The sequence below is a fragment of the Phocaeicola plebeius DSM 17135 genome, assembly GCF_000187895.1.
Classification (GTDB): Bacteria; Bacteroidota; Bacteroidia; order Bacteroidales; family Bacteroidaceae; genus Phocaeicola; species Phocaeicola plebeius.
Genome location: NZ_DS990134.1, coordinates 171082 through 194728 on the forward strand (window position 1 = coordinate 171082; position 23647 = coordinate 194728).

The 23647-nt window shown below is 43.6% G+C and carries 19 protein-coding genes and 1 tRNA gene; 11 read left to right on the forward strand and 9 right to left on the reverse strand.

Features of this window, described 5'->3' with window-relative positions; translation table 11 throughout:
- The first annotated feature begins 241 nt into the window (after nt 1-241).
- Complete coding sequence (locus tag BACPLE_RS15600; protein ID WP_007563710.1) at nt 242-1228, forward strand: hypothetical protein; 987 nt, start codon at nt 242-244, stop codon at nt 1226-1228.
- Nucleotides 1215-2447 carry an acyloxyacyl hydrolase gene (locus BACPLE_RS15605; RefSeq protein ID WP_007563712.1) on the forward strand — a complete coding sequence of 411 codons (1233 nt, stop codon included), beginning with the start codon at nt 1215-1217 and terminating at the stop codon, nt 2445-2447. The genes BACPLE_RS15600 and BACPLE_RS15605 overlap by 14 nt, the downstream gene beginning before the upstream one ends.
- Before the next feature lie 19 nt (nt 2448-2466).
- Here BACPLE_RS15605 and tpx read toward each other — a convergent pair whose 3' ends face one another.
- Nucleotides 2467-3021, reverse strand: coding sequence for a thiol peroxidase (tpx, locus tag BACPLE_RS15610; protein ID WP_050792119.1), 555 nt, complete (start codon nt 3019-3021; stop codon nt 2467-2469).
- A 1115-nt stretch (nt 3022-4136) separates the two neighbouring features.
- On the opposite strand from tpx, the gene BACPLE_RS15615 reads away from it, so the two are divergent.
- From BACPLE_RS15615 to BACPLE_RS19775, 9 genes are all read left to right on the forward strand, one after another.
- The gene (locus BACPLE_RS15615; RefSeq protein WP_040313337.1) at nt 4137-4712 is read left to right on the forward strand and encodes a DUF3575 domain-containing protein; all 576 of its coding nucleotides are present in this window, start codon (nt 4137-4139) and stop codon (nt 4710-4712) included.
- Between the two features lie 22 nt (nt 4713-4734).
- Entirely contained in the window at nt 4735-6156 is a 1422-nt protein-coding gene (locus BACPLE_RS15620; RefSeq protein ID WP_040313338.1) for a DUF3868 domain-containing protein, read from the forward strand.
- A 46-nt stretch (nt 6157-6202) separates the two neighbouring features.
- Nucleotides 6203-7975, forward strand: coding sequence for an Mfa1 family fimbria major subunit (locus tag BACPLE_RS15625; protein WP_262501116.1), 1773 nt, complete (start codon nt 6203-6205; stop codon nt 7973-7975).
- Between the two features lie 120 nt (nt 7976-8095).
- Entirely contained in the window at nt 8096-9181 is a 1086-nt protein-coding gene (locus BACPLE_RS15630; RefSeq protein ID WP_007563726.1) for a FimB/Mfa2 family fimbrial subunit, read from the forward strand.
- A 47-nt stretch (nt 9182-9228) separates the two neighbouring features.
- Nucleotides 9229-10266: a DUF4906 domain-containing protein gene (locus BACPLE_RS15635; protein ID WP_007563728.1), complete on the forward strand. Its 1038-nt coding sequence runs from the start codon at nt 9229-9231 to the stop codon at nt 10264-10266.
- Between the two features lie 26 nt (nt 10267-10292).
- Complete coding sequence (locus BACPLE_RS15640; RefSeq protein ID WP_007563730.1) at nt 10293-13667, forward strand: DUF4906 domain-containing protein; 3375 nt, start codon at nt 10293-10295, stop codon at nt 13665-13667.
- 102 nt (nt 13668-13769) lie between these two features.
- A complete protein-coding gene (locus tag BACPLE_RS15645; RefSeq protein WP_085930697.1) occupies nt 13770-14666 on the forward strand; it encodes a DUF5106 domain-containing protein in 897 nt (298 codons plus the stop codon).
- 187 nt (nt 14667-14853) lie between these two features.
- On the forward strand, nt 14854-14955 hold the full coding sequence (locus BACPLE_RS19920; RefSeq protein ID WP_394357942.1) for a hypothetical protein: 102 nt from the start codon (nt 14854-14856) through the stop codon (nt 14953-14955).
- A gap of 384 nt (nt 14956-15339) precedes the next feature.
- The gene (locus BACPLE_RS19775) at nt 15340-15651 is read left to right on the forward strand and encodes a transposase (protein ID WP_007563737.1); all 312 of its coding nucleotides are present in this window, start codon (nt 15340-15342) and stop codon (nt 15649-15651) included.
- Between the two features lie 74 nt (nt 15652-15725).
- On the opposite strand, the gene BACPLE_RS15655 is transcribed toward BACPLE_RS19775, so the two are convergent.
- From BACPLE_RS15655 to BACPLE_RS15690, 8 genes are all read right to left on the reverse strand, one after another.
- Nucleotides 15726-17624, reverse strand: a complete 1899-nt coding sequence (locus tag BACPLE_RS15655) for a TlpA family protein disulfide reductase (protein ID WP_007563739.1) — start codon at nt 17622-17624, stop codon at nt 15726-15728.
- 62 nt (nt 17625-17686) lie between these two features.
- The gene (locus BACPLE_RS15660; RefSeq protein WP_007563741.1) at nt 17687-19234 is read right to left on the reverse strand and encodes a M20/M25/M40 family metallo-hydrolase; all 1548 of its coding nucleotides are present in this window, start codon (nt 19232-19234) and stop codon (nt 17687-17689) included.
- 230 nt (nt 19235-19464) lie between these two features.
- Nucleotides 19465-19549: transfer RNA gene (locus BACPLE_RS15665), tRNA-Ser, on the reverse strand.
- 102 nt (nt 19550-19651) lie between these two features.
- The gene (locus tag BACPLE_RS15670; RefSeq protein WP_040313340.1) at nt 19652-20110 is read right to left on the reverse strand and encodes a hypothetical protein; all 459 of its coding nucleotides are present in this window, start codon (nt 20108-20110) and stop codon (nt 19652-19654) included.
- A gap of 7 nt (nt 20111-20117) precedes the next feature.
- Nucleotides 20118-20501: a hypothetical protein gene (locus tag BACPLE_RS15675; protein WP_007563745.1), complete on the reverse strand. Its 384-nt coding sequence runs from the start codon at nt 20499-20501 to the stop codon at nt 20118-20120.
- 45 nt (nt 20502-20546) lie between these two features.
- A complete protein-coding gene (locus BACPLE_RS15680) occupies nt 20547-21098 on the reverse strand; it encodes an RNA polymerase sigma factor (protein ID WP_007563748.1) in 552 nt (183 codons plus the stop codon).
- Between the two features lie 79 nt (nt 21099-21177).
- On the reverse strand, nt 21178-22092 hold the full coding sequence (locus BACPLE_RS15685; protein WP_040313341.1) for a ribonuclease Z: 915 nt from the start codon (nt 22090-22092) through the stop codon (nt 21178-21180).
- Nucleotides 22093-22094: 2 nt separating this feature from the next.
- A complete protein-coding gene (locus BACPLE_RS15690) occupies nt 22095-23588 on the reverse strand; it encodes a succinate CoA transferase (protein WP_007563754.1) in 1494 nt (497 codons plus the stop codon).
- Between the last annotated feature and the right edge of the window lie 59 nt (nt 23589-23647).

Here is a 23647-nt window from a genome sequence, read left to right on the forward strand (position 1 = left end):
ACGTATGCGAGTTTAATAGAATGTCAGACAAATGTACGTAAAATCATTGACATTATAATGCTTGTTGGCTAACTTCTTTATGTTGCTAAAAAGTGCGTTAGTGACAGGCTTTTTTGCGGAAATATGTTTGTCATATTGAAAAACTCTCTAACTTTATGCCCAGAAAATGCTTGCTGAGGGTGGATAAATGCTCCCCGTCTGCTTGCTAGTCAACGAACCTATGAACAAGTAAATACATGTGATGATGAAAAGCACATTCCGTATGCTGCAATGCGGTATTCTTGCTGTCGCGTGGCTTCTCTCCGGATGCAACAGCGATATTTTTGTTGACAGATTCCTGTCGTCAGAACCTTCTGTGTCCTTATCCGAAACAGAAAAAGAAGTAACTGTTTGCTTTGAAGCAGACAACTGGGACATTCTGGGTATAGAGAATATGAGAGAAGGGGTGGATGTGTCTGCCACAGATCTGGAAGGAAAAAACTCCAAATATCTTCCTTTTGAGGAAGGAGAAACCGGCATTGTGTATTGTAAGAATACGTTCCTGGATTTTCGTATAGAAAAAAGAAACGGTAATGAGTTACATTTTATTTCCGGTGAGAACCTCTATGACCAGCCGTTTGAAACATTTGTCAGGGTGGGCAACCGTTATGAAGAGAAGGTGATTCGCGTGTCTTTTTCTCCTACCCGTAAATATCAGATAGACAGTGTGGCATACGACTGGAGTCAGTTTTCTTCCTTCGATTACATGCTGGAACCCGTAGAACAGGTGGAAGTGAATACCCTGAATGCCAGTAGCCCCGCCACATTGTATTTTTATCCTTATAAAAATTCAGCCCGTATCGTGGAGTTTTACATGCAGTATGGCGGCTGGGGAGGAGATGAAAACGATTTACGGAAGTTGCTGGGCGATGCTGCTTCCCAGGTGGAGATTCCGGATATCGTGAACGGCACACCGGGATTGTATGGCACGAAGGTCTCTTTCCGTCATCATGAACAACGGCTGGATGCGGGGCTCGACAAGGAGTTGAAGGTATCGAAAACGGTAGAGGCTGGCAAGCACGTACGTCTGGAAGTGTATAATGGAATAGAGCAGTATAACGTACCTTATAAGGCCTATCTTTCCAACTCGCTGACCGGAAAGAAGCTGGTAATTTCCGGTACGCTTTCCAGCAAGAAACCGTTTAAGTATTTAATCATTCCTATTGCAATTACTGATGAAGATAAATAGACTTGCAGTCAGACTGTGCATGTGTGCGCTTGTATTTTTCCGTGCACTTTCTCTCTATGCCGATGGCAAGGACAGCCTTTCCCGAAAAATGATTCACATGGCAGGCATTGATGTCAAGCCGGCTTATATTTTCCCTACGCATGAGTTTTTTGCCGGAAACAATGCCACGTTTGCTCCCATCCGGAAAAATCTGTCGGTGCATTTGAAGTATGGGTTTAAGTTTGCGCCAGACTCTTATTTCGGCCGAATGTATCCTCATGCCGTACAAGGAATCGGGGTGGGGTATAACACATTTTTCCATTCTTCCGAATTGGGGAATCCCTGGTCTGTATATGCCTTTCAGACCTCGCGCATAGCCAGTCTTACTCCCCGGTTGTCACTGGACTATGAATGGAATTTCGGAGCTTCCTTCGGATGGAAGAAGTTTGATGTGGAGTCGAATCCCTACAACAGAGTAGTAGGTTCCAAAATGAATGCGTACATTCACCTGAGTTTCCTGTTGAACTGGCAGCTGGATGCGCAGACGAACTTACGGGCAGGAATCGGTGCAACGCACTTTTCAAACGGGAATACCGGTTATCCCAATTCGGGAGTGAACACGCTGGGAGCCACTATCGGTCTTACACGTTATTTCGGAGGAGGATCGCGTGCTGCGCTGGCAGATGCCTCTTCCGGCCTTGTTCGGCGTCCGCCTTTCAAACCCTACGTCAGTTACGACCTTATCGTGTACGGGGCCACCCGAAAGAAAGGGGTGTTTCCGGAAGGCGGAGACCCTGTGCTAGTGCCTGGTTCGTTTGGTATCCTCGGACTGAATTTTACGCCAATGTATAATTTCAGCCGTTACTTCAGAGCTGGTGTGTCGGTCGATGCACAGTACGATGAAAGTGCCAATATTTCCAATTACATAGCCAATAGTGTGGGGCAACCCGATACAGAGACCATCAAGTTCTATCGTCCTCCTTTCCGCGAACAGTTTGCCGTAGGGCTTTCCGTGCGGGCAGAGGTTGTGATGCCGATATTCTCTATCAATCTGGGTATCGGTCGGAATGTCATTTGCAAAGGAGCTGACACCGATTCATTCTATCAGATACTGGCTTTGAAAACCGATATCACCAAGAATCTTTTCCTGCATGTGGGATATCAGTTGCATGACTTTAAAGACCCCAACAACCTGATGCTGGGGTTAGGGTTCCGGTTTAATGCAAAAGGAAGGGAATGAGCATCCCTTCACTTTCTGCTTATTGCGCAGCTTTTAAAGCCGCTTCGTAGTCCGGTTCGTGAGAAATGTTTTCTACCAGCTGGGTATAGTTTACCTTTCCATTCTCATCTACCACGATGACTGCACGGGCCATTAAGCCTTCCAGAGGTCCGTCGGCCAGCCGGAGACCATAGTGCGTGGCAAAATCATGGCTGCGGAATACAGACAGCGGAATGACATTGTCCAGCCCTTCGGTAGAACAGAAGCGTGATTGTGCGAAGGGCAAATCCATGGACAGGCATAACACGACCGTGTTTTCCAGTCCTGCGGCCCGGGCATTGAACTGCCGTACCGACAAGGCACATGTCGGCGTATCCAGACTGGGGAAGATGTTCAGTATCACTTTCTTTCCTTTGAAATCGGATAAACTTACTTCTTTCATCTTTGCATTGACAGCACGGAAATCGGGCGCTTCTTGTCCCACCTGAATCATTGGTCCTGAGGTATGTGCTTCTACTCCGCGACAAATCACGGTTTCACCTTTTTCACCTTGCAGGTCACTGGCTTGTGCTCCTGCAGCGGCACGAACCGGCATCAGTCCCATCATCCATATTGCCGCCATCCACAAAATTGTACTGATTTTTTTCATGTTGAAATAGTAAGGGGTTAGGGCGCTAAAGATACGGATATTTTTCTATTCTGCCATACTTGCATGACTTACCTTTGCTAAAATGTTCTGTTCTCTTTCGCAAATTGTCAATATTTTTTCTAAGTTTCCAGCGCGAAACTGTATGTTTTTCATGGGGAAAACGTTCGTTTTTGCGGTGAGAAACCTATGTTTTATGGTGGAGAAACATACAAGTCGCTTTTTCTTATTACATTTTATTCCATTGTTTTTTGATTTTTTACTTCGTGTTCTAAAAAATGTGTATAGTTAAGTATTGGTAACCGAATCACCAAAGAAAAGATAGCGTATAATCTCAATTTTGAATCGTTCGGTTGCTTTCTATGGGCAGTCGGGTGACAGTTACATACTGGAAAGACTGCTGCTGAAATGCGATAATAGTATTTATGCCTATGAAATCACAGAATTACTTCGTTTGCATTAGATTGTTTCACGGTAACATGATGAGGCACAAGATTCTCAGCTGGGAGCGTATGGAGCCGTGACTGGTATTGCCATTTATGTGTTCGAAAAAGAAATGGTATTGTTTGGTTTTCTGCTTATGTTTGGCATTCGGAATATTGCTGCGAATTGTCATAACTAAGAAATATCCGATATAGTTGCTGTCTAATGCTCTTGTCAAAGAATTATATTTCTTTCGTTTGAATTTGAGTAAAAAAGAAAGTTTTTCATTGTCCTTATCATAATTTGTAAAATTGATGTATGGATAAAAGCAGTATTTTTAGTTTTTTGTATTTCTATTAATACAGATCTTAGTATTGAAATTAAATATTTCTGTATGATAGTAAATTGTAGGATTTTATATTTCGGAGTTATTGTAAGATATTTTATTTTTTTTGAGTAGTGCTAGCAAGTTTTTAATAGTGTTATTTTATATTTTATTGATATTTTTACAATAAATAACCGTTCATTGTTGACGGGGTAAGTTTTATAAGCTAAATTTGTAATAATAGAGCGCATATATAATAAACTAATTATATAGTATTAGTTGAAATAGATAATAAATGAGATAAATAGGGTGAATCATGAAACAAATCTTACTATGTTGTATGTTGCTTATCAGTGTTTCATTGTCGGCTCAAAAATTGACTGTGAAAACGAATCTGCTTTATGATGCGACGGCTACTGTTAATTTAGGGGTGGAAGTCGGGCTGGCTCCAAAGTGGACGTTCGATTTATCTGGTAATTATAATGGATGGACATTCAGCAACAATAGGAAATGGAAACATTGGCTGGCACAGCCAGAGTTACGTTACTGGTTCTGTGAGCGTTTTAACGGTCACTTTTTAGGCTTTCATCTTGTGGGAGGAATCTACAATATTGGAAATATTGATGCCGACTTCAAGTTGTTTGACACAGATTTTGGCTCGCTGAAAGATCATCGTTATGAGGGCTGGATGGTTGGAGGCGGTATAGGCTACGGTTATCAGTGGCTGCTGTCCAAACATTGGAGTCTGGAGGCCGAAATAGGTCTCGGGTATATTTATACTCGTACTGATAAATATGAATGTGTGCATTGTGGGGAAAAATTGAAAGATGACGAACCTCATCATTACATTGGTCCTACAAAGGTGGCTTTAAGTGTTATTTATGCGTTCTAAAAGTTTGAGGAGACATGCTATCATGAAAAGAAATTTATTACTGTTCGGTCTATTGGGTTCGGTTACTTTGTGCGTGGCCGATGTGTATGCTCAGCAAACTTTGCAGAGCGGAGCTGTGGTGACAGAGTCTGCCATTACACGACAGCGTGACAGTGTGACGGTTAGTATGACGATTGATATTTCTGAAATACAAGTAAAATCTCAGAACTCCATTTTGTTGCATCCACGATATATTCAGTCTGATGGAGTCGGTAGTGTTTATTTGCCTCCGGTTGAAGTGATGGGGCGTACGCGTCACATTTATTTTCAGCGTAATCCTGATGCGGTTTATTCTGATGAAGTATATTGTAGTGTCGTAAAAAAAAGTAAGGAGACACAGGTTGTTCATTATAAAGTGACTTTGCCTTATGTGGAATGGATGGATCATTCCCGTTTGCAAATAGTAGAAGATTTGTGTGGTTGTGGCAAGGTGTCTCCTGGAGCACTTTCTAATTTGACAGAGGCTGATGTGTCTTTTGAACCTTATCTGGCTTATGTAGTTCCTGAAGCCGAGGTCGTTAAGTCGCGTGACTTGAGCGGCTGTGCTTATTTGGATTTTCGTTTGAACCGTACGAATATTGATCCTGGTTACAGAGAAAATCCAGTGGAGTTGAAGCGTATCATTTCTTCTATTGATACGGTTAAAAACGACAAGGATTTTACTATTACTTCTATTGAATTGTGCGGATATGCTTCACCGGAAGGTAGCTATCAGTTAAACGAACGGCTTGCCAAAGGTCGTACGAATGCTTTGAGAAATTATCTTATTGATAAATATGGGTTTACTGACTCTTTTATTAAGTCAAGTTATGAACCTGAGAATTGGAAAGGGTTAGTAGAATATCTTCGGTCGTCGAATCTTTCAGATAAGGAGGCCATTTTAGCATATATAGAAAATGGACCTTCTGATGTGGACGTAAAAGAACGTCAGATGCAGATAAAATTTCCTGATTCTTATGAGGAGTTATTGAAAAACTGTTATCCGGGGCTTAGACGGACTAATTATCGTATTAATTATGTGATAAAAAGTTTTAATTTGGAAGAAGCAAAAAAATTAGTAAGAACGGCTCCTCAACGTCTTAGCCTTCAAGAAATGTTTGCTGTGGCACAAACTTACGAGCCGGGATCAGATGATTTTAATTATGTATTTGATGTGGCCGTAAGAATGTATCCACATGATGATACCGCTAATATAAATGCGGCAAACGCTCTGCTTGAACAGGGAAGGGCAAAAGAAGCTCTTGTATATCTGGATAAGGTGAAGTCTGATTCCCCTCAAGTGGAAAATGCACGTGGAGTGGCTTGCATTTTACTCAAGGACTATGAAAATGCCCGGTTGCATATCGGTAAAGCTTTAGAGGGTAAGCTTCCTGAAGCTCAACATAACATGAACTTTTTGAAATAATTAAGAATAGAGTTGAATTTAATTTTTATGACTATGAAATGGTATAATTTTTTTAAGTTTTTTAGTTGCGGCGGGGATGTTTAGTGCTTGCAATGATGACTTGGGAAATAGTGGAAACGAGAATGGTGATACATCTTCATCTGGAAGCGGGTATGTAAAAATTGCAATTAATCTGCCAACCACTTCTGGCTCTTCTTCAAGGGCAAATGACAATTTTGACGGTGGCTTGCCCGCAGAATATAAGGTTAACGATTTGATTTTGGCTCTTTTCTATGGAACAGATGAAACTTCTGCTACATGTAAATGGGCAAAGAATTTGACGAATTCTTTGGATTTCTCAACCCCCGGTACTGCAACGGATAATGTTACGACTCGGTCGGATTACATGATTAGTGATGTTCCAAAACCGGGCACAGACCAAAATGTATATGCGCTTGCCATTGTTAACAATTCCGGATATTTTGGAGTTTCCGGAGCTGACTTGACGTATGGTGTGGCTGGAACTCTTGCTAAGTTTACAGGAAAATTAACAGACTTGTTTGCCAATGCATCGGTTACGGATTTGAGTAAAATTGCTTCTACTGACAATGGAGGTAATTTTATGATGACTAATGCGCCTATATCTGATAAAGTTACTGTAACAAGCGGAACGGCTGGGTGGGATCCTCAGATTACTACTTTGGTGAAGTTAGATGTATACGATGATGAACCTTCAGCAGAGAGTGCTACTCCGAATCCTATTTATGTGGAACGTGTAGCTGCAAAGGTTAATGTGAAGATTAATAGTAGTAATAATATATTGACGGTAGGAGATGATGGTACTGATCCTGGAGCTACAGTAGAATTTGGAGGATGGGTTTTACAAAATACCAACAAAAAAAATTATCTGGTGCGTAATGTGGTTGGTACAGGTACCCCTGCGGCTTGGAACGAATGGATTGGTTATTTTAATACTGGTGCTACGGATGGTGGCTATAACCGGTTTGTTGGGAAGGTTGTTGGACCGTATCGTACATATTGGGGCATTGATCCGAATTACAATACCGTACTTGCAGATGAAGCTTTGGTTGAGAACTTTAATATATGGACTAATGTCTCTGCTTCAATTCCATGGATAAATCCGGCGAATAATGGAACTCAGCTAGGCAGTGAACCTGTAGCTTATTGTGCAGAGAATACAACGGCTGCCAAGGTTATGCAGCATGACCAGCTGACGGGGGTATTGCTGAAAGCTACTTTTATACCTAGCGGAAGTCAGAAGGGAGATAATTTCTTTATTTGCAATGATGTTTCTAGTATCTATAAAGAAGCACAAATTATTCAAGCGTTTACTGTGGCTTTGCATAATGCAGGGTTAGGATTGGCTTCTGGTGAAACGCTGAAGTTGAAAGACGGTGCAAAGGCTGCCACTATAAAAGATGTTGCGGGGCTGCAAGCTGTATTTGAAATAACGGGAGGTGCAACGGGATTGTCTGAGGAACGTGCTGAAGCTATTTTAGCAGAATATAATCCTATTAAATTCTATGAAGGTGGAGTGACCTATTATTATTCTTCTTTGATTAAGCACTTCGGTGATGAGTACACTCCGAAAGGAAAGGAAATCGTAAGCCTGGATGACTATACCGATAATGATCATTTAGGACGTTGGGGCGTAGTACGCAATAACTGGTATGAATTGGTTATTAATTCTGTGGATGGTCCTGGTGAACCGGAAATACCGGACTTACCGAAAGACCCTGCAGATAAGGAGCATCGTTATATTAACTGTACAATTAATATCCTTTCTTGGGCAAAACGCTCGCAAGGGGTAGATTTGTAGTTTATTTGATGTCAGTTCTTTAGCTTATTCTCATGAGGATGCTTCCATTGTAGCCAGTGTCGCTTTTGGGAGCATCTTCGTGAGGAATAATATAAATCTTTACAGATAAAATAGTTTTTTATGAAAACATGGTTTAAACATACAATGAAGATTTCCTTGCCGATGTTCCTTTTGACAGGTATGGCTTTTTCGTCATGTACGGACCTTATATTTGATGATCGTGAAGGTTGCGACAGGGGAGTATTCATAAATTTTAAGTACGACTATAATCTTCAGCGTGCAGATATGTTTGCCGATCATGTAGGAGAAGTAACTTTGTATGTTTTTGATGAGCAGGGAAACTATGTAACTAGCCAGAGTGAGGGAAATGAAGGAGATTATTTGCCGCTTAAGGATAAAGACTATTCCATGTATCTGGATTTGCCTGACGGAAAGTATCGTTTCATTGCACTTGCTTCTCAGAGAAAATATGAGGACCTTCTTGATGAAGAAGGGGCAAAGTTCATACGGACGGATTTGAAAGAGGAAAGTCGTATGGAAGATTTGCAGATAACACTTGACTACCGGACAGAAGCTGACAATAAAGTATATATAGCTCACAAAAACATGCCGCTTGATACGTTGTGGCATGCCATGTCTGATGTTCCTGTTGAGATTTCTCAAGGACAGTTTGTTTACCAGACTTTGTCGCTGGTGAGAGACACCAAATATATCAGTGTCACCCTGAGAGATATTGACAGACCGAACGTGATGGATATCAATGACTATGAACTTTATATTACGGGAGCAAATGTACGACTGAATCATGATAATTCTGCCGATAACAGCATGAGGGCAGTATGTACTCCGTATGTTACTTGGAATACGCAAGATCCTGAGATAAGCGGTAATACTGCTGTGGGCAATATGGGACATGCTGATTTTATGACTTCACGCATATTTGTACATGAAAATGTGGCAGATGACGAAGTGCTGATAGTGCGTAACAGGCAGACTGGAAAAGTGGTAATTGAGGTGAATTTGCCTGATTTGCTCAGCCGTTTGTGCAATTACGATGAATTACACCGTTATTCAAAACAAGAATTTCTGGATCGTGGTTATGATTATAATCTCTCCTTTTTCCTTTCAGGAGATAGTTGGAGTTATGTCAATGTTTCCATTGGAGTACTGGGCTGGAGCAAACGAGTGCAAAATATTGCGTTGTGAGATTTTGTGAAGAAATAACGTATAAGAGAAAGAGAGTTATCTGAAAGATGTTCAAGAAATTAATATTCAATATAGGCTGGATGGTGCTGTTGGTTTTGACAGGCTGTCGTAATGCGTCTCCTTATGCAGAAGATCCTTCTTTGCACGAGGAAACGATAAAGCTTGCTCTGGATATTACAACCAGGGCAGAAACGGATGAAGCTCCTGATAATTTTCATTTATGGATCTATAATGGGGGCAAGCTAGTTAAATATATAAAAAATAATCCTCAATGGACTACGGCTCCTGAAGTAGGGGTGGATTTAAAGGCTACTTTGGAAACTGAGGTTAATGCTGAAAATGGAGCGGTACTTAATTTCTATTTGTTGTTGAACGTAGACAACCTGACATCGCCGGAAAGCTTAACTCCATCTCAATTGAAAGAACTTATGTTTGAGCTTGCTGCTTCTTATGACGGAGATAACAAGGTCCCAATGAGTGGTATAAAAAATATATCGGTTGTTGCGGGGCAGGAGGAATATTCATTGAGTATTGATGCTGTCAGATCTGTAGCAAAAGTGGATATTTATTGCACGAGAGAATCTGATATAAGCACATTGTCTGTAAATGAGATTTCTCTTCATCAGGTGCCGGAAAAAGGTTATTTGTTCGGAAACTCAGGTTCGTTGGTCGGATCACTGTCGAGGATATTATTTACATCGTCTGAGGGTAAGGAGATAACTACCAAGTTATCTAAAACGGAAGCACCTGATAGCGGAAGCTTTGAAGCTTATAAAGAGAATTTTACTCAAATGACTTTGGAACAGCCTTATCTTCTTGAAAATCTGGCGGGGGGGAATAACCTTCAGGTGAAAATCTACAATCAGACACTCGTAGATGAGAAATCGAGGTATTATATAATGTTGACTTATACGCTTGGGGGTATCAACTATACATCAAGGGTTTATTTGTCAAAGATAGAACGAAATGCATGGTATTCAATTTTCATACGAATAAGTGCAAGAGGAGAAATTAGTGTAAAAGATGTGAATTGTGAAGTACTACCGTGGGAAGGGAAAGAAATGGATATTCCAGCTTTTGAATAGAATAGAAAGATGAGGGAGGATATGAAATGAAAAGAATATTGCATACATTGACAAAAGGTTTGCTTATAATTGGGATAATGTGGCTGGCTATGGCGAGTTGCAGGGAAGACGATTTGGTGAAAAGAAGTAGTGTGGTGGAAGGACAGCCTATAACTGTGACAATGAAGTTTTCTTCTGCCGTGCCTTCGGATGTGGTGGTAACCCGTGCCGATGACAATTCCTTTTCAAATTTGTCCAATCTGATAATTTTTATTTATAATCATACTACGGGTGAATATGAGCAAATTGTTTCTTCGATGTCGGGAAGTTTAACTTTTTCTTCTGCCGGCGATAATCTTTATGCTGCGACGTTTAATACAACTTCTGGTGCTAAAGATTTATTGGCAGTAGCTAATACAAGTTCTGTGGCTGAAGATGGAGGCTTTTGGGAAAATCTTTCTTATTTAGGTACACTTGCACAGACTTCTTCTTTTGAAGAGTTGAAAGAGGCAGTCATTCATTTGAGAAATGAATTAAGAACACAAAATACGGAAATTCAACCGATACAAATTGTATCTTCTTCGCAGATGCTTATTTCTGGATGGAACACGGGAGTCGTTTTTTATACGGATGGAAGTGTGTCCAGCTATGGAGATTATGGGGATGCAGCTAAAAATGTTGTTGTAAGGATGGAACGCGCAATGGCACGGATTTCGTTTAATATCGAGGCTGCCCCAGAAGGTGCTAGTGGTACTTTTACACCGACTTCTTATCGGGTTTATAATATCCCTGTGAATAGTTTTCTGACAAATATGAATACGGCTGATCCTCAAAAAACAAACCCAGAAGATGGATTTGAATTTATAAATTATGTAGCGACAAATATAGGAACTGCGAGTGGAGGAAGCTATTCATTTAGTTTTTATATGCCAGAGAATGTGTATGATGAGGTTCTTCATGAAAATAAGAATTTGGAGTATAATGACCGTGATAGATGGGATTCATCAGGAGACAATACCAGTGCTCTTCCTGGAGAAAAAAAGTGGATATATGCTCCACAAACTAGCACATTTGTGGTAATTTCTGGAAATTATTCTGGTACCATGACTGATAAAGATACTGGAGAAACAACTTCTTATGTGGGAAACGTGGAATATACTGTTCATTTAGGCGATTTTAGTTCTAAAACAGGAAATTATAGCAACTTTTCTGTAGAACGTAATTGTAGTTATACCTACAATCTGACCGTATTGGGGGTCAATAACATTATTGTAGAAGCAACTAAGGAGGAGGATGAACTGCAACCTGGGGCAGAAGGAGAAATATTTGATAATACGCATACCGTATATAATTATCAATTGGATGCTCATTATGAGCAAGTATATTTGGAGTATAATCTTACGAATATTGCAGGTGGATTGATTAAAGGATTATCTGATGGACAGACATTGGATGATGCCATCGCTGATAATTTAATTTTGCTTATCCAGTCTGAAGCCATGGATTATACCCATACGGGAGAAGATTATACGGTGCGCAACAAACGTGGTACATTGAAACCTTATAAGCTTTATGCGGATGCGGTTCGTAATAATCAAGACCCTGCTAGTATTAAAGAAAATATTTTGGAAGGGGCCGGGATAGGCAACTTCCCAACTAAAGGTTTTGATTACAGATGGATTGAATTCTGGCCTCAGAAAGAAAAAGAAACCTTAGCTTCCTATCCGGGGGTTTCTGAATGGAGTCGTGAAGATTTGTCGGGTTTGGTCAAAGATGCAAATTATGTATATGGAGGACAACCCACAGAAGATAGTAAACGTTTACTCGACGTTTATGATATCGTTGTAGCTATGGGAAAAGTAGTGAAAAAAATATATATGGGTGAAAGTCTTGATAATTCTATAGATGCGTATAACGAAGATAGGATAATTGTGACTAAGAATGATAATGGTGAATATGTAGCCCGTTTTACGGCTTTTGTCAATGAATATTATTATTACAAACATCCTTTGACTCATTCAGGAATTACCACATGGAATGTGATGACAAACAAAATACCTCGTGAGATGATTATTGCGATGAGTACTGATATTTCGCCAGATGGAAATAGTTCTTTCAGCCGGCTTCATTCGTATATCTCGCAGTTGTGTATGCAGACCTTTTACAATACTCGTAGTGTGCAGCTGAATGGTTTTGGCATTGAGACTTATAATGAAACACCTCTTGTTAAACCATTCCGACCGGTAGGGCTTTCTACTATTCCAGATGAAACCTTGGATGATTCTGACGGACGTTTTAATCAGCTGACTTTGTTGGGAGCGAATACAGAGGAGAATGGAATCCTTGTATATAATTTAGATGAGAAGTGGGATGCATATGTTAATGTGGCATTTAATGGCTGGACTTCAACTGTATCTACTGACCATAAGTCCCATAAATTGGTAAAAGCTTATCCTGAAGCTACGAAGGGGGCTTATGCTGCTTGTATGTCACGTAATCGTGATTTAAATGGAGATGGTAAAATTCAGGATAGTGAAATCCGGTGGTACTTGGCTTCGCTAAATGAATATATTCGTATGGGAATTGCTTCACGCGCCATTTCTAATGCTGCCCAACTTTATATAGGTGATAAGAATGAAATGACAGCACAGAGGTATCCTAATGATTATTTGCCCGAGGGTTCCATTTTTTATACTAGTAGTTATGGTTATAAGGATACGAAAAACAAGCGAGTTTATTGGGCTGTAGAGAAAGGTTCCTATGGTGCCGAGAATACTTATTATAGTGGGGAATTACCTATACGGTGTGTGCGCGTGTTGCCGGCGATAGAATCGGGAGTGCAAGATGTCACTACAGTCAGTGGTGTAATAGCTGCTTCTACTGTAGATAAAATTGATGGCGAAGGATTGCGGCCTACTGTATTGAAATTTAAAGATAAACTGGTTGAAAGTTTGTACCGTGAACGTATCCCAAGTGGCTCATTAGCTTCTCATAATGAAGATGAAGCTGAAAACTCTTTTTATGAGGGTATTTTTGTTGCTAAAGAGAATCTTAAGGATTCTTATCGATTAGGATATCTTATAGGTTTTAAAGGAATTGTAGATGGTATAATGTATGATGGTACGAAATTAGATCCTTGCAGCAATTATAGTGAGACTTATAATGGCGTGACATATCGAAATTGGCGTATGCCTAATTTGGTGGAACTTTCAGCCTTGGATGCAACAGGAGTGATAGAATCTAAATCCAGTACCGCATGTTGTACTCAATTTAGTAACATAAATGTACGGTATGGCTTTGTGTTGGAGGATCGTATATTTTGTCCAGGAGGATGGAATAAAGAAAATCAAGTTAATAATTTTTATCATGTGCGTTGTGTGCGTGATGTACCCGAAGGATATTTTACAACTGTTAATCCATAGTGTGAATATAGTGAGGTTGAGTATTTTAGGTTAAAGTAGCTTGTTTATATGACGAAGTTTTCCTTTTTCTGCATTTTTATATATCTGTTGACATCTTGTCAGATGAAACAAAGTTCCTCTTCCGTGTCGTCTTTTTCATCAGATGATACGGTAGCTGTTCAGATGCAAAGATTTCCTTTCCCGGAAATTCCTGTTACTCTGACAGATCCAGAAGATCGTAAGGCTTGGTTGCTTACTCATTATTGGACGCTGTTCAATTTTGCCGATACAGCCTTGGTGAACAATCGCGATGTGACGGAACAGGGATTTGTAAATTTTGTGGCTTTACTGGTGGACGGATCTACTTCAGAGCAACTCATACGGGAAAGTCTGACACAATGGTGTTCGCGATTTATGATTGAAACGCATGCTTGTAAGGTCTTGATGCAGATAGCAGATGATTATTTATATAATCCTAATTCACCTTTTTATAATGAAAAACTGTACAGCTTATATTTGGAAGCGGTACTTGATGAACTTCCGAAAGAGGATGTAAGATGCTCGACACTCAATTTTAAGCTAAAATTGTTGAAACGTAATAATCCAGGCGATAAGGCTATGAATTTTACTTACTATTTACCTGATGGCACACGCTGTACTTTGGCCGCCACGCCGGTGAAAGGTGACCGTTTATTGTTGGTGTTTTATGATTCTGAATGTGAGTCATGTCATGCTGTATTGCAGCAAATGTCGGATGATGTAACCTTAGCTAAGGAAGTGAAGGAAGGTCTGATAAGTGTATTGGCTATTTACACAGAAGGGAATGATGAGGTATGGCGTAAAGCCTTACCTAGTATGCCTAAGGAATGGATTATAGGAACCGATCATGAAGCTGTGAAGACTGGTGCATTGTATGATTTGAAAGCTATGCCTTCGCTTTATTTATTGGATGGTCAGAAACGAGTGGTATTAAAGGATGTCAGTTTTGAACAGTTGAGTACTGCCATAAAGCGAGGATAAAAACTTTCAGTATACTCCGCTATTCGTAAGTTTATATATGCTGAAAGAATGCAGTTGAAGAGTATCATTCCAAGTTTCCTCAGAACAATCCGGCCCGGGGTGTTTAACGCATCATTGAACAGATAAATTTTAAAGGACCTTACCTTAAGTATTCTCCTAAAGGTTGTTCTGCGACCATCTACGCATAATGCTTCGGATTCTTATCTATGCTTATTTCTGTAATATCTATTTCAGTCATCGCATAGAAAAGTTCTGTCTTAATGATATTTACCGGCAATGTGGCTCCTGAGCATAATACCATCAATTGTTTCCGAAGCAGTCGGTTAAAGGATGTGCTGAAGACAGTTCTCGCCACCATTGTAAGAAGCAATTTTGGATGTTGCTTGTACCGACGGGACGAGGATGGAAACGAACTACTTATATGCGTTCAGCCATGGTATTAAAACCTTCATAAAATACAACTATTTCCATCAGGAACAGAAAAGGAACTTCAGGAATGACCGTTTCTGTCTGCTAACTTCTAGTATAATGTCCGATGGGCCAGAGGATGGAAAGGCTCTCTGATGTAAGATAGACGATAGACAACGGCTTTGAACAGACTATCTCTAGATACAGGATACAGAATTGTAGTGGCTGTCCGTTGATATAGGAGAAGGTCGGAAGGTTTGTACAAGTGAATTACCGGTTGAGGAAAATCAAGGAAAGGGTACGCAAGGAGCTCCTCTTTGCGGAAGGTCTTAAGTTCCGCGGTCAGCGGTCGCAGGATTTGGAAACCGTATTGGGGAATTTCAAGAACAGCAAGCACTTCAAGAGGTTTTATCTTTGTGGGCTGAAGAAAGTAGAATTTGAATTTGGCCTGCTGGTCATAGCGCGTGACTTATCAAAAGCAGTTTTTAGGAGGAAATTGGCGGTAAAAAACATTTGTAGCGATGAAATTAGCAAGTGGAAACTTATAAACTTCTTTCTTGGAGGAAAATCCAAATGATTTTAGCTTGATATGAAATAACAGAGGCCATCTCAAATTTATTTTGAAACAGCCTCTTCAAATTGGATTAGCGTTTATTTAATCATTTCCTTCAAGGTATTTTTCATGACTTCATGGTCGCGGAAGTCGTTGCGGAGCTGATAGTGTCCGGACTTGTCCACCAGCACATACGAAGGAATACCGTCTATTTTGAACTGTTCACAAAGGTACTTCCATTGCTCGTCGTTCAGACGGAAATGTTTCCCCTTGATGTTCGGAATCGCCTGTTTGTAAGTGACGAGGGGAGACGTTTCGTTGGCCAGGTAAATCCATACTAGGTTGTCGCTCTTCAGTTCCTGTTCCTTCAGCGGTTCGTTGGCACGGATAGACATGCGGCAAGGTCCGCACCAGGTGTTCCAGAAATCCACCAGGATAACTTTTCCCTTGTAGGGCGCGATGAGGGCTTCGAAGAGCTTGTCCGGGGTTACTTCGGGTGTCTTTTCGATGACGGCTTTTCCCTCTACCGCCTTGAGTGCGATTTGCGTATTTTCCTGCATCTTCAGCAAGGCTTCACGCCAGAAAGGATTCTGTACATCATCCAGTATTTTCAGATCGGCCTCAGTGAGAACAGCGTTTGAAGCTTTCTGTGTCAAAGGCAACACCAGTTTCAACTCGGAAGCAAAGGTACCTTCCAAGCCCACTTCTTTAGGCCATGCGATATCAGGGCTAGATACAGCTGATACATAACTTATCAAATCCTTTCCCATCAGCAGCTTGGGGTCGGCAATGGAGAAAAGTTTGCACAATTCCGCACGATTTTCAGCTGTCAGCGGGTCGATTTTGATATCCAGGGGTTTTGAGCGCTCCCATTGGTTATGTATTTTTCTGTAATTATGTTCGCGGAACCAGTCGCCTTGTGCCATGGCCTCGACTGCCTCCTGCTTTAAATTAATTAAGGCCAGTTCTTTACCTATAGGCGGTAGCTTACTTTGAGCAATACTGTCTGAAAGTGCTTGATAACTACTGATGACATGCTGTGTGTATTCGGCAGCCGTCATCTTGTAGTCGGCAAACTCGCCTGTGTACAAATTCATGCCATAATACTTGTCTGAATACAAAGACGGAGCTGATAGTCCGGCATATGTACCTGAGAAATAACAGAAAGGAATGTTCTTGAATGTCGGCAACTGTTTCTTTTCTGTTCGACGCTTCAGAATATACTGCCCGCTGTGCCGCATGTCCACATAGAGGTCTATTTCCTCACCTGGCGCCAACCATATTTGTTTATTTATCATGCCTACGCTGATCAAAGCTTGTGCAGGCCCGTATTGCCAGAACTTGAATTCAGCCATACCCATAGAGTCGATGGCGGCCTTATAAGGCTGCTGGCCATTCATTAGCGTATTGAGGTAAATATCGGCTTCCTTGGCCAGCTCTTTCCGATAGCCTGAAAGGTGCATGCGTACCACCGTTTCACCCACCTTGAACTGAGGGGCGGGCATAACATCGGGGATGGCTTCGGTCATACGGATGGCTTCGGCCGGGATGTCAGACGGCACGGTAGCTTCCGTTTTTCCCGTCAGGTCGATACCGAACAGCTTGAAACAGTCGTCGCAATCGGATTCGATGAAGTCGAATGAGCGTGTGTCGCGGGGGAGGGGCTCAAAGCTCAGTCGGAAGGAGGCTTCTCCTGTTTCGGGCATCCAGAAAAGAGAATCTGCTTCAATGCCTTGTGTGCCTTTCAAGGCATATTTCTTGCCGTCGGCTTGCAGGTAAGACTCTGAACTGATTTTAATCCAGTAGTGCGGGCGGAAATAAGCGTCCGTATAGAGCACCGTGGCCGTGTCGCTCAGTTCCACTTTCGCAATGTCGAGTGTCATGGTGTTGGCAGACTCGATGAAAGGGTTTTCTACGCTTCTGATGACAGGTGTGTTTGCGGTGGTGGCCAGCCATGCTGTGGCGGCCAATGCCAGTAGGGCAATTTTATTTTTCATATGTATGCAGGTTTAATTGTTTGCGTAAATATAGAAAAACAGAGGTAAATCTTTTCTCATTGTCAATTCTCTTCATAGACTCCTTCCCGTGGCAGAGGTTTGTCGAGGTTGGCTACACCTAAGGCGGTGATGGCAGTGACAGTTGCCGTATGCTCCAGGTATTCCGGGATGTTCTTGGTAAACAAATCACGTTCGGTATGCCAGATTTCCCCATAATTGAAATTATATCCTTTGACATCTTTTGTGGTAAATCCGTATGTGGGGACGCCATACGTGGCAAATACTTCTGAGTCGGTACCACCCGCCACCTTCGGTTGTTTACGGGGCGGACGCACGGTTACTTTAAACGGAATGTCTGCCCGAATCTTCTGGATGGGTTGGGTTATCTTGACGAAATCATCATACATCGCTTGCGAGACCGCTATTCCAACGGGAGGTTCCGGCCCTCCGTCACGGTTGAATACGTTGACAATCTTCGGCAACTCCTGTTGATGTTTCTTGCAATAGGCTTTCGAGCCTAACAGACCGAATTCTTCCCCGGCAAAGGCGATGAAGAGGATCGTTCTCTTGGGTTTGGCTCCGGATAATGCCAGCATACGGGCAGCTTCCATCATGGGGGCAATCCCTGTGCCACAGTCGATGCCGCCTGTACCCGTATCAAAGGCATCTAAGTGTCCGCAGACGATGACTTGCTCGTCCGGGTACTTGCTGCCCCGTATCGATGCCACTACGTTGTGGTATTTAATCGGTCCGAGCTTGAAATGATTGCGGATATCGAACTCCAGCAGGAAGTCTTCCCGCCGTTCTTTTACCATCTGAGCAATGATGTCGAACTGATGCCGGTCGAGCTTGATGTCAGGAACTTCCGGCAGGTTGTCGAACGTCATGCTGTCAATCATCTTCCGGTCATAGAGCGCGCGGATAGGCAACTCTGATGACTGAATGAATCCTAAGGCGCCGGCTTCAACCATCTCATGGTAGTAAAGCGCCGGGAATTCCTTATAAGGAATCATCTTGTTGTTTTCACCTTTCTCCCAGTTCCTTTTTCGGAGTTCGGCATTCTTCTGGTCGATTTCTTTATTCTCTTGTTTGATAGCCTGACGGATAGAATCAGCCTGTGCCGTCCGGTCGATTGGCCAGCCGTTGTTTGTGCCGGAAATCAGTACCCAGGCTCCTTTTAATTTGAGTTTGATGCGTTCGAATTCCTGATCGGTTCGGGGCTCCATCAAAACGTGGCCGCGCTGTACCCCTTTCGTTCCGGAAGTATACGAAGGAGTCGCGAAATGGAGGGTCATTCCATGGTCGTGGCTCAACAACTTTCCAAACCAAGGCCCGCGGTTAAAACCGACAGAGAGTTCGCCGGCTTCTTCCAGTTGAGCGTCCAGCCCCCACTTCTTGTATTCGTGTACCATCCATTCGGCCGCATTCTCATACGCATCTGACCCGATGGGGCGTCCGCCAAAACGGTTGGTCAGTATATCCAGCTGGTGTGTGGCCTGATTATCCTGATGTCCGATTTCAATAATCTTCTCAACAACGGCTTTCTGAGCGAAGAAAGGCTGTGTTCCTAATGACAAAAATACAGTGCAGCAAAATAGTAGCTTTTTCATGTGTCAAAGAATTGAATGTTTTTGGTTGCAAAAGAAACGATAAAGCGGGTAAAATCAAAATAAAGAGTAAGCTTTTCTTTAAAGAATCTTTATGACTTCGGCATTTCCGGTTCTGTAAATACCGGTTTGTGTGTTTTTCAGTTGTCCACCGGATAAATAGAAAAAGTCCCGTAAAACGTTGATTTTACGGGACTTGTCTTAATTTGACTACCTAATGTCTTAGGTTTCAGCGGAGAGACAGGGATTCGAACCCCGGGTACCTCGCAGTACAACGGTTTTCAAGACCGCCGCAATCGACCACTCTGCCACCTCTCCAAAACTCTTCTTGAGAGTTGCCTTGTTTCTCAAAGGCGGTGCAAAGGTACGCAAAGATTTTTGTTTTCCAAATTTTTGGAAGAAAAAATCTATCCGTATCCTTTATTTTTTCTTTTCCGGGCCTTTCTGACCGTGTTTGAAACCTTTTAGCAGTTCTCTGTGGAAGCGCATTTCCGCTTTTTGCAACAGATAGATTTTCTTGGCCGGAAGGAATTGTTTGTATTTCCGCACATATTCCAGTTCCAGTTCGTCGGCTGCAATGCGTGCCTGAATCACATCTTCCACAATTTTCCCATATTCCGTTTCCGTGGTGTTGGGATTCTTGCCTTGACGCAGTTTCTGCCACGCCTCTTTGTTGTACGCCTGCTTCTTGTCTTGCAGTTCAAAATAGAGAGGGAAGAATTTTTGTGCTTCGTCGTTGCTCAGTCCCGCCTGCTGAATGAAAAATTCTTTCTGGCGGTTGCGGAATTCTTCTTTGCTGAATTTGGTATTCTGTGCCTGAATGCAGCTCACACACAAGATGAGCAGGAGAGTCAGGGCATAAAAAGTTCTTTTTATCATGGTTGGTTTATTTATAAATTTCCGTATCTGCATCAGTGAGATACTCGTATAGAGTATAGTCGTCCATCATGGTCTGGTCGACAATGGGGTCGATGTATTCATCGGGTACTTCTGAAAATTCCATGTCACCCATAGTGCCGGCGGCAGGCGATTGTGCTTCTTTTTCACCCACGAACATCCGTACGCTGAGCATCAGGCCGCAGAACATGGCAGCCATGTACACCCAAGGTTTGACGCGTGCCCACAGCGTGAGCTGAGGTGCAGGCTGTACTTCTCGTTCCGGAAGCTTGTCCATCAGCTGTTCCGTGAAGTTAGCAAAGTAACCTTCAGGCACTGTGAACGGGTTCTCGGTTCCACATCTCTTTAATAAGTCAGTTTCTTCCTTTTTCATATTGTTGCCTCCTTTGGAAGTTAGATTCGAATTTGTAAAAAAGGTTTAATCATGCTGGTGAAAAAAATCTTCTATTTTTTTGACGGCATGATGGTAGGATGCCTTCAGTGCGCCTACGCTAGTGCCTAAGATTTCCGACATGTCCTCGTATTTCATTTCCTGGAAATATTTCAGGTTGAAAATGATGCGCTGTTTCTCGGGCAGTTGCAGGATGGCCTTCTGAAAAAGCCGTTGCGTTTCGTCGCCGTTAAAGTAAGGGTCGCTTTCCAGCTTGTTTATCAGAGCGGCATCGGCATCGTCGATGGACAGCTGGTTTTCGGCGCGCTGCTTGTTCAGGAAGTTCAGGCATTCATTGAAGGCGATGCGGTAGAGCCACGTGGAAAGCTTGGCATCTCCCCGGAAATAGTCCAGGTTGGTCCAGGCCTTGATGAACGTGTTCTGCAACAAGTCGTTGGCATCGTCGTGCGAAACCACCATGCGTCGTATCTGCCAGTACAGCTGTTCGCTGTAGGCCTTCACAATCCGTTCGAACGCTTTCCGCTGGGTCGACGGATCCTGAAGCATCAGTATGGTTTCTTTTTCGTTATAATTGTTCATGGCGTGTGCGGGTTCGTCATTGTTGGGTAAGACGACAATCCGTTGGTTCGGTTTAATAGGGTTAGTTTTCTTTAACTTCTTAGAGTGAGATTTTCAGTCCCTCGTCGGCGGCCAGTGTGTCGGGGAAGATGGCTTGGGCCTCTTCGAGCAGGGCCTTCTCGTCTTCGTAGCGGGCAGAAAAGTGACCGATGAGCAGACGTTTCACCTGCGCGTCCTTGGCAATCCGGGCAGCCTGTGCGGCGGTGGAGTGCAGGGTCTGTTTGGCGCGGACGGCTTCGCTTTCGGTAAAAGTCGCTTCATGGAACAGCAAATCCACTCCAGCCACTTGTGCTGCGATGCGGGGCAGGTAGACCGTATCCGAGCAATAGGCATACGCGCGGGGAGGGTCGGAGGGAGTGGTCAGTTCTGAGTTGGGAATCACCCTGCCGTCTTCCAGTGTGTAGTCCTCACCGTTCTTGATGCGGTTCATCATGCAGATGGGAATGCCGTAGAAGTCAATCATGTCGCGCCGGATGTGGTTGGGTGTCGGCTTCTCGCGGAAGAGAAAACCGCAGGTGGGCAGACGATGACGCAGGGGAATGGTTTCCACGCTGACGGAACGGTCGTCGTAAATGACGGTACGTTCGCCGGGGTTGAAGGGGTGGAATACCACCTGATAGGGCATTCCCTTGCAGAAGAATTCCAGTTGAGGCTCCAGCAGGCGTTGCAGGTCGGCATGGGCATGAATGTGCAGGTCGGCGGTACGTTCCAGCATGCCGAAGGTAGAAATCAGTCCCATCAGGCCGAAGCAGTGGTCGCCGTGGAGGTGAGAAATGAAGATGTGGTTCAGCCGGCTGAACTTCAGTTTGGCGCGGCGGAGCTGCACCTGTGCCCCTTCGCCGCAGTCAATCATGAACAGCTTCTCGCGGATGTTAAGCACCTGCGAGGTCGCCTGATGGCGGGTAGTGGGCAGGGCTGAACCGCATCCCAGGATGTGTATCTCGAATTTTTCCATTCTTATGATTCAAATTGGGTGTTTCGCATGTCACCCGTCTCGGCGTACGCTATATGCATCTTGAAGGCGTTGCGCAGCGACATCGGCGTGTGGCAGGACTTTCCTTCCGAAAGTTTCAGGTAGTCCCACAGCAGTTGCTTGTAGTCCGGATGCGCGCAGTTTTCAATGATGCAGCGGGCACGTTGCGAAGGCGATTTGCCACGCAAGTCGGCCACGCCCTGTTCCGTCACGAGGATGCGTACGTCGTGTTCCGTACTGTCCACGTGGGATACTTGGGGCACGATGGACGAAATCAGTCCGTCCTTGGCCACCGACGGGGTGGTAAAGATAGACAAATATGCGTTTCTGGCAAAATCTCCCGAGCCTCCAATTCCATTCATTATCTTGCTGCCCGATACATGCGTGCTGTTCACGTTGCCGAAAATGTCTGCTTCAAGGGCCGTGTTTACCGCAATGATACCCAGGCGGCGAATCATCTCCGGGTGGTTGGTGATTTCCTGCGGGCGCAGCAGGATGCGTTCGCGGAAGGTGTCGATATGCTCGTACATCGTGTCCAGACGGTCTTCCGACAAGGTGAGCGAACTGCCGGCAGCAAAGCGGATACGGTCTTTCATCATCAGGTCGATGACAGAGTTCTGTATCACCTCCGTAAACATGGAGAAAGCTGGAAGGTTCGGGTCGTCACCCAGTGCACCCAGTACCGCATTGGCAATGTTGCCCACACCCGACTGCAGGGGAAGGAACTCCTTGGGGATGGCCCCGTTCTTCCATTCGCGCAGCAGGAAGGCAGCCACGTTATGTCCGATTTGCAGGGTTGTCTCATTTTGCGGTGTAAAGGCCGCGATGTGGTCGCGGGCATTCGTGCGTACCACTCCCGTAATCTTTTTCGGGTCGATTTTCACGCTGATGTGTCCGGCGCGGTCGTTCACGTGATACACCGGAATTTCTGTCCGGTAAGGCGGGTTGGCCGGAATATAGATGTCGTGCATGCCGGTAAGTTTTCCCGTATGCGCTTCATTCAGCTCGATGATAACCCGTTCGGCCATCTGGAGCAGGGTAGGTGAGATACCTACGGAAGTGCTCAGGATGATTTCTCCGTCGTCCGTCAGGTCGGAAGCTTCTACGATGGCTACGTGGATTTTCCCCAGAAAACCGTAACGCACGTCCTGTCCGATTTGCGACAGATGGAGGTCAAAGTACTGCACCTCGTGCTGGTTGATGGATTCGCGCATGTCCTTGTTCGACTGGAAAGGTGTACGGAACGATACGGCGTGCGCCTTGACCAGCGCGCTGTCCACCTGACAGCCCGTGGCACCGCCCGTGATAAGGCCTACCTTGAATTCTTTCCCCTGTGCATGCTGTGCTTCTGCGTAGGCAGCCAGTGCTTCCGGCACGGCTTTCGGTGTACCTACCGATGAAAAACCGCCGATGCCGACGGTATCCCCATGATGAATGGTGGCAGCGGCTTCGGCTGCCGTAATAAATGCGTATGTCATGTTGTAACTGCTGTTCTTTTGTTAGGTAATAGTGGAGCAAAATTAGAATTTGTAATTCA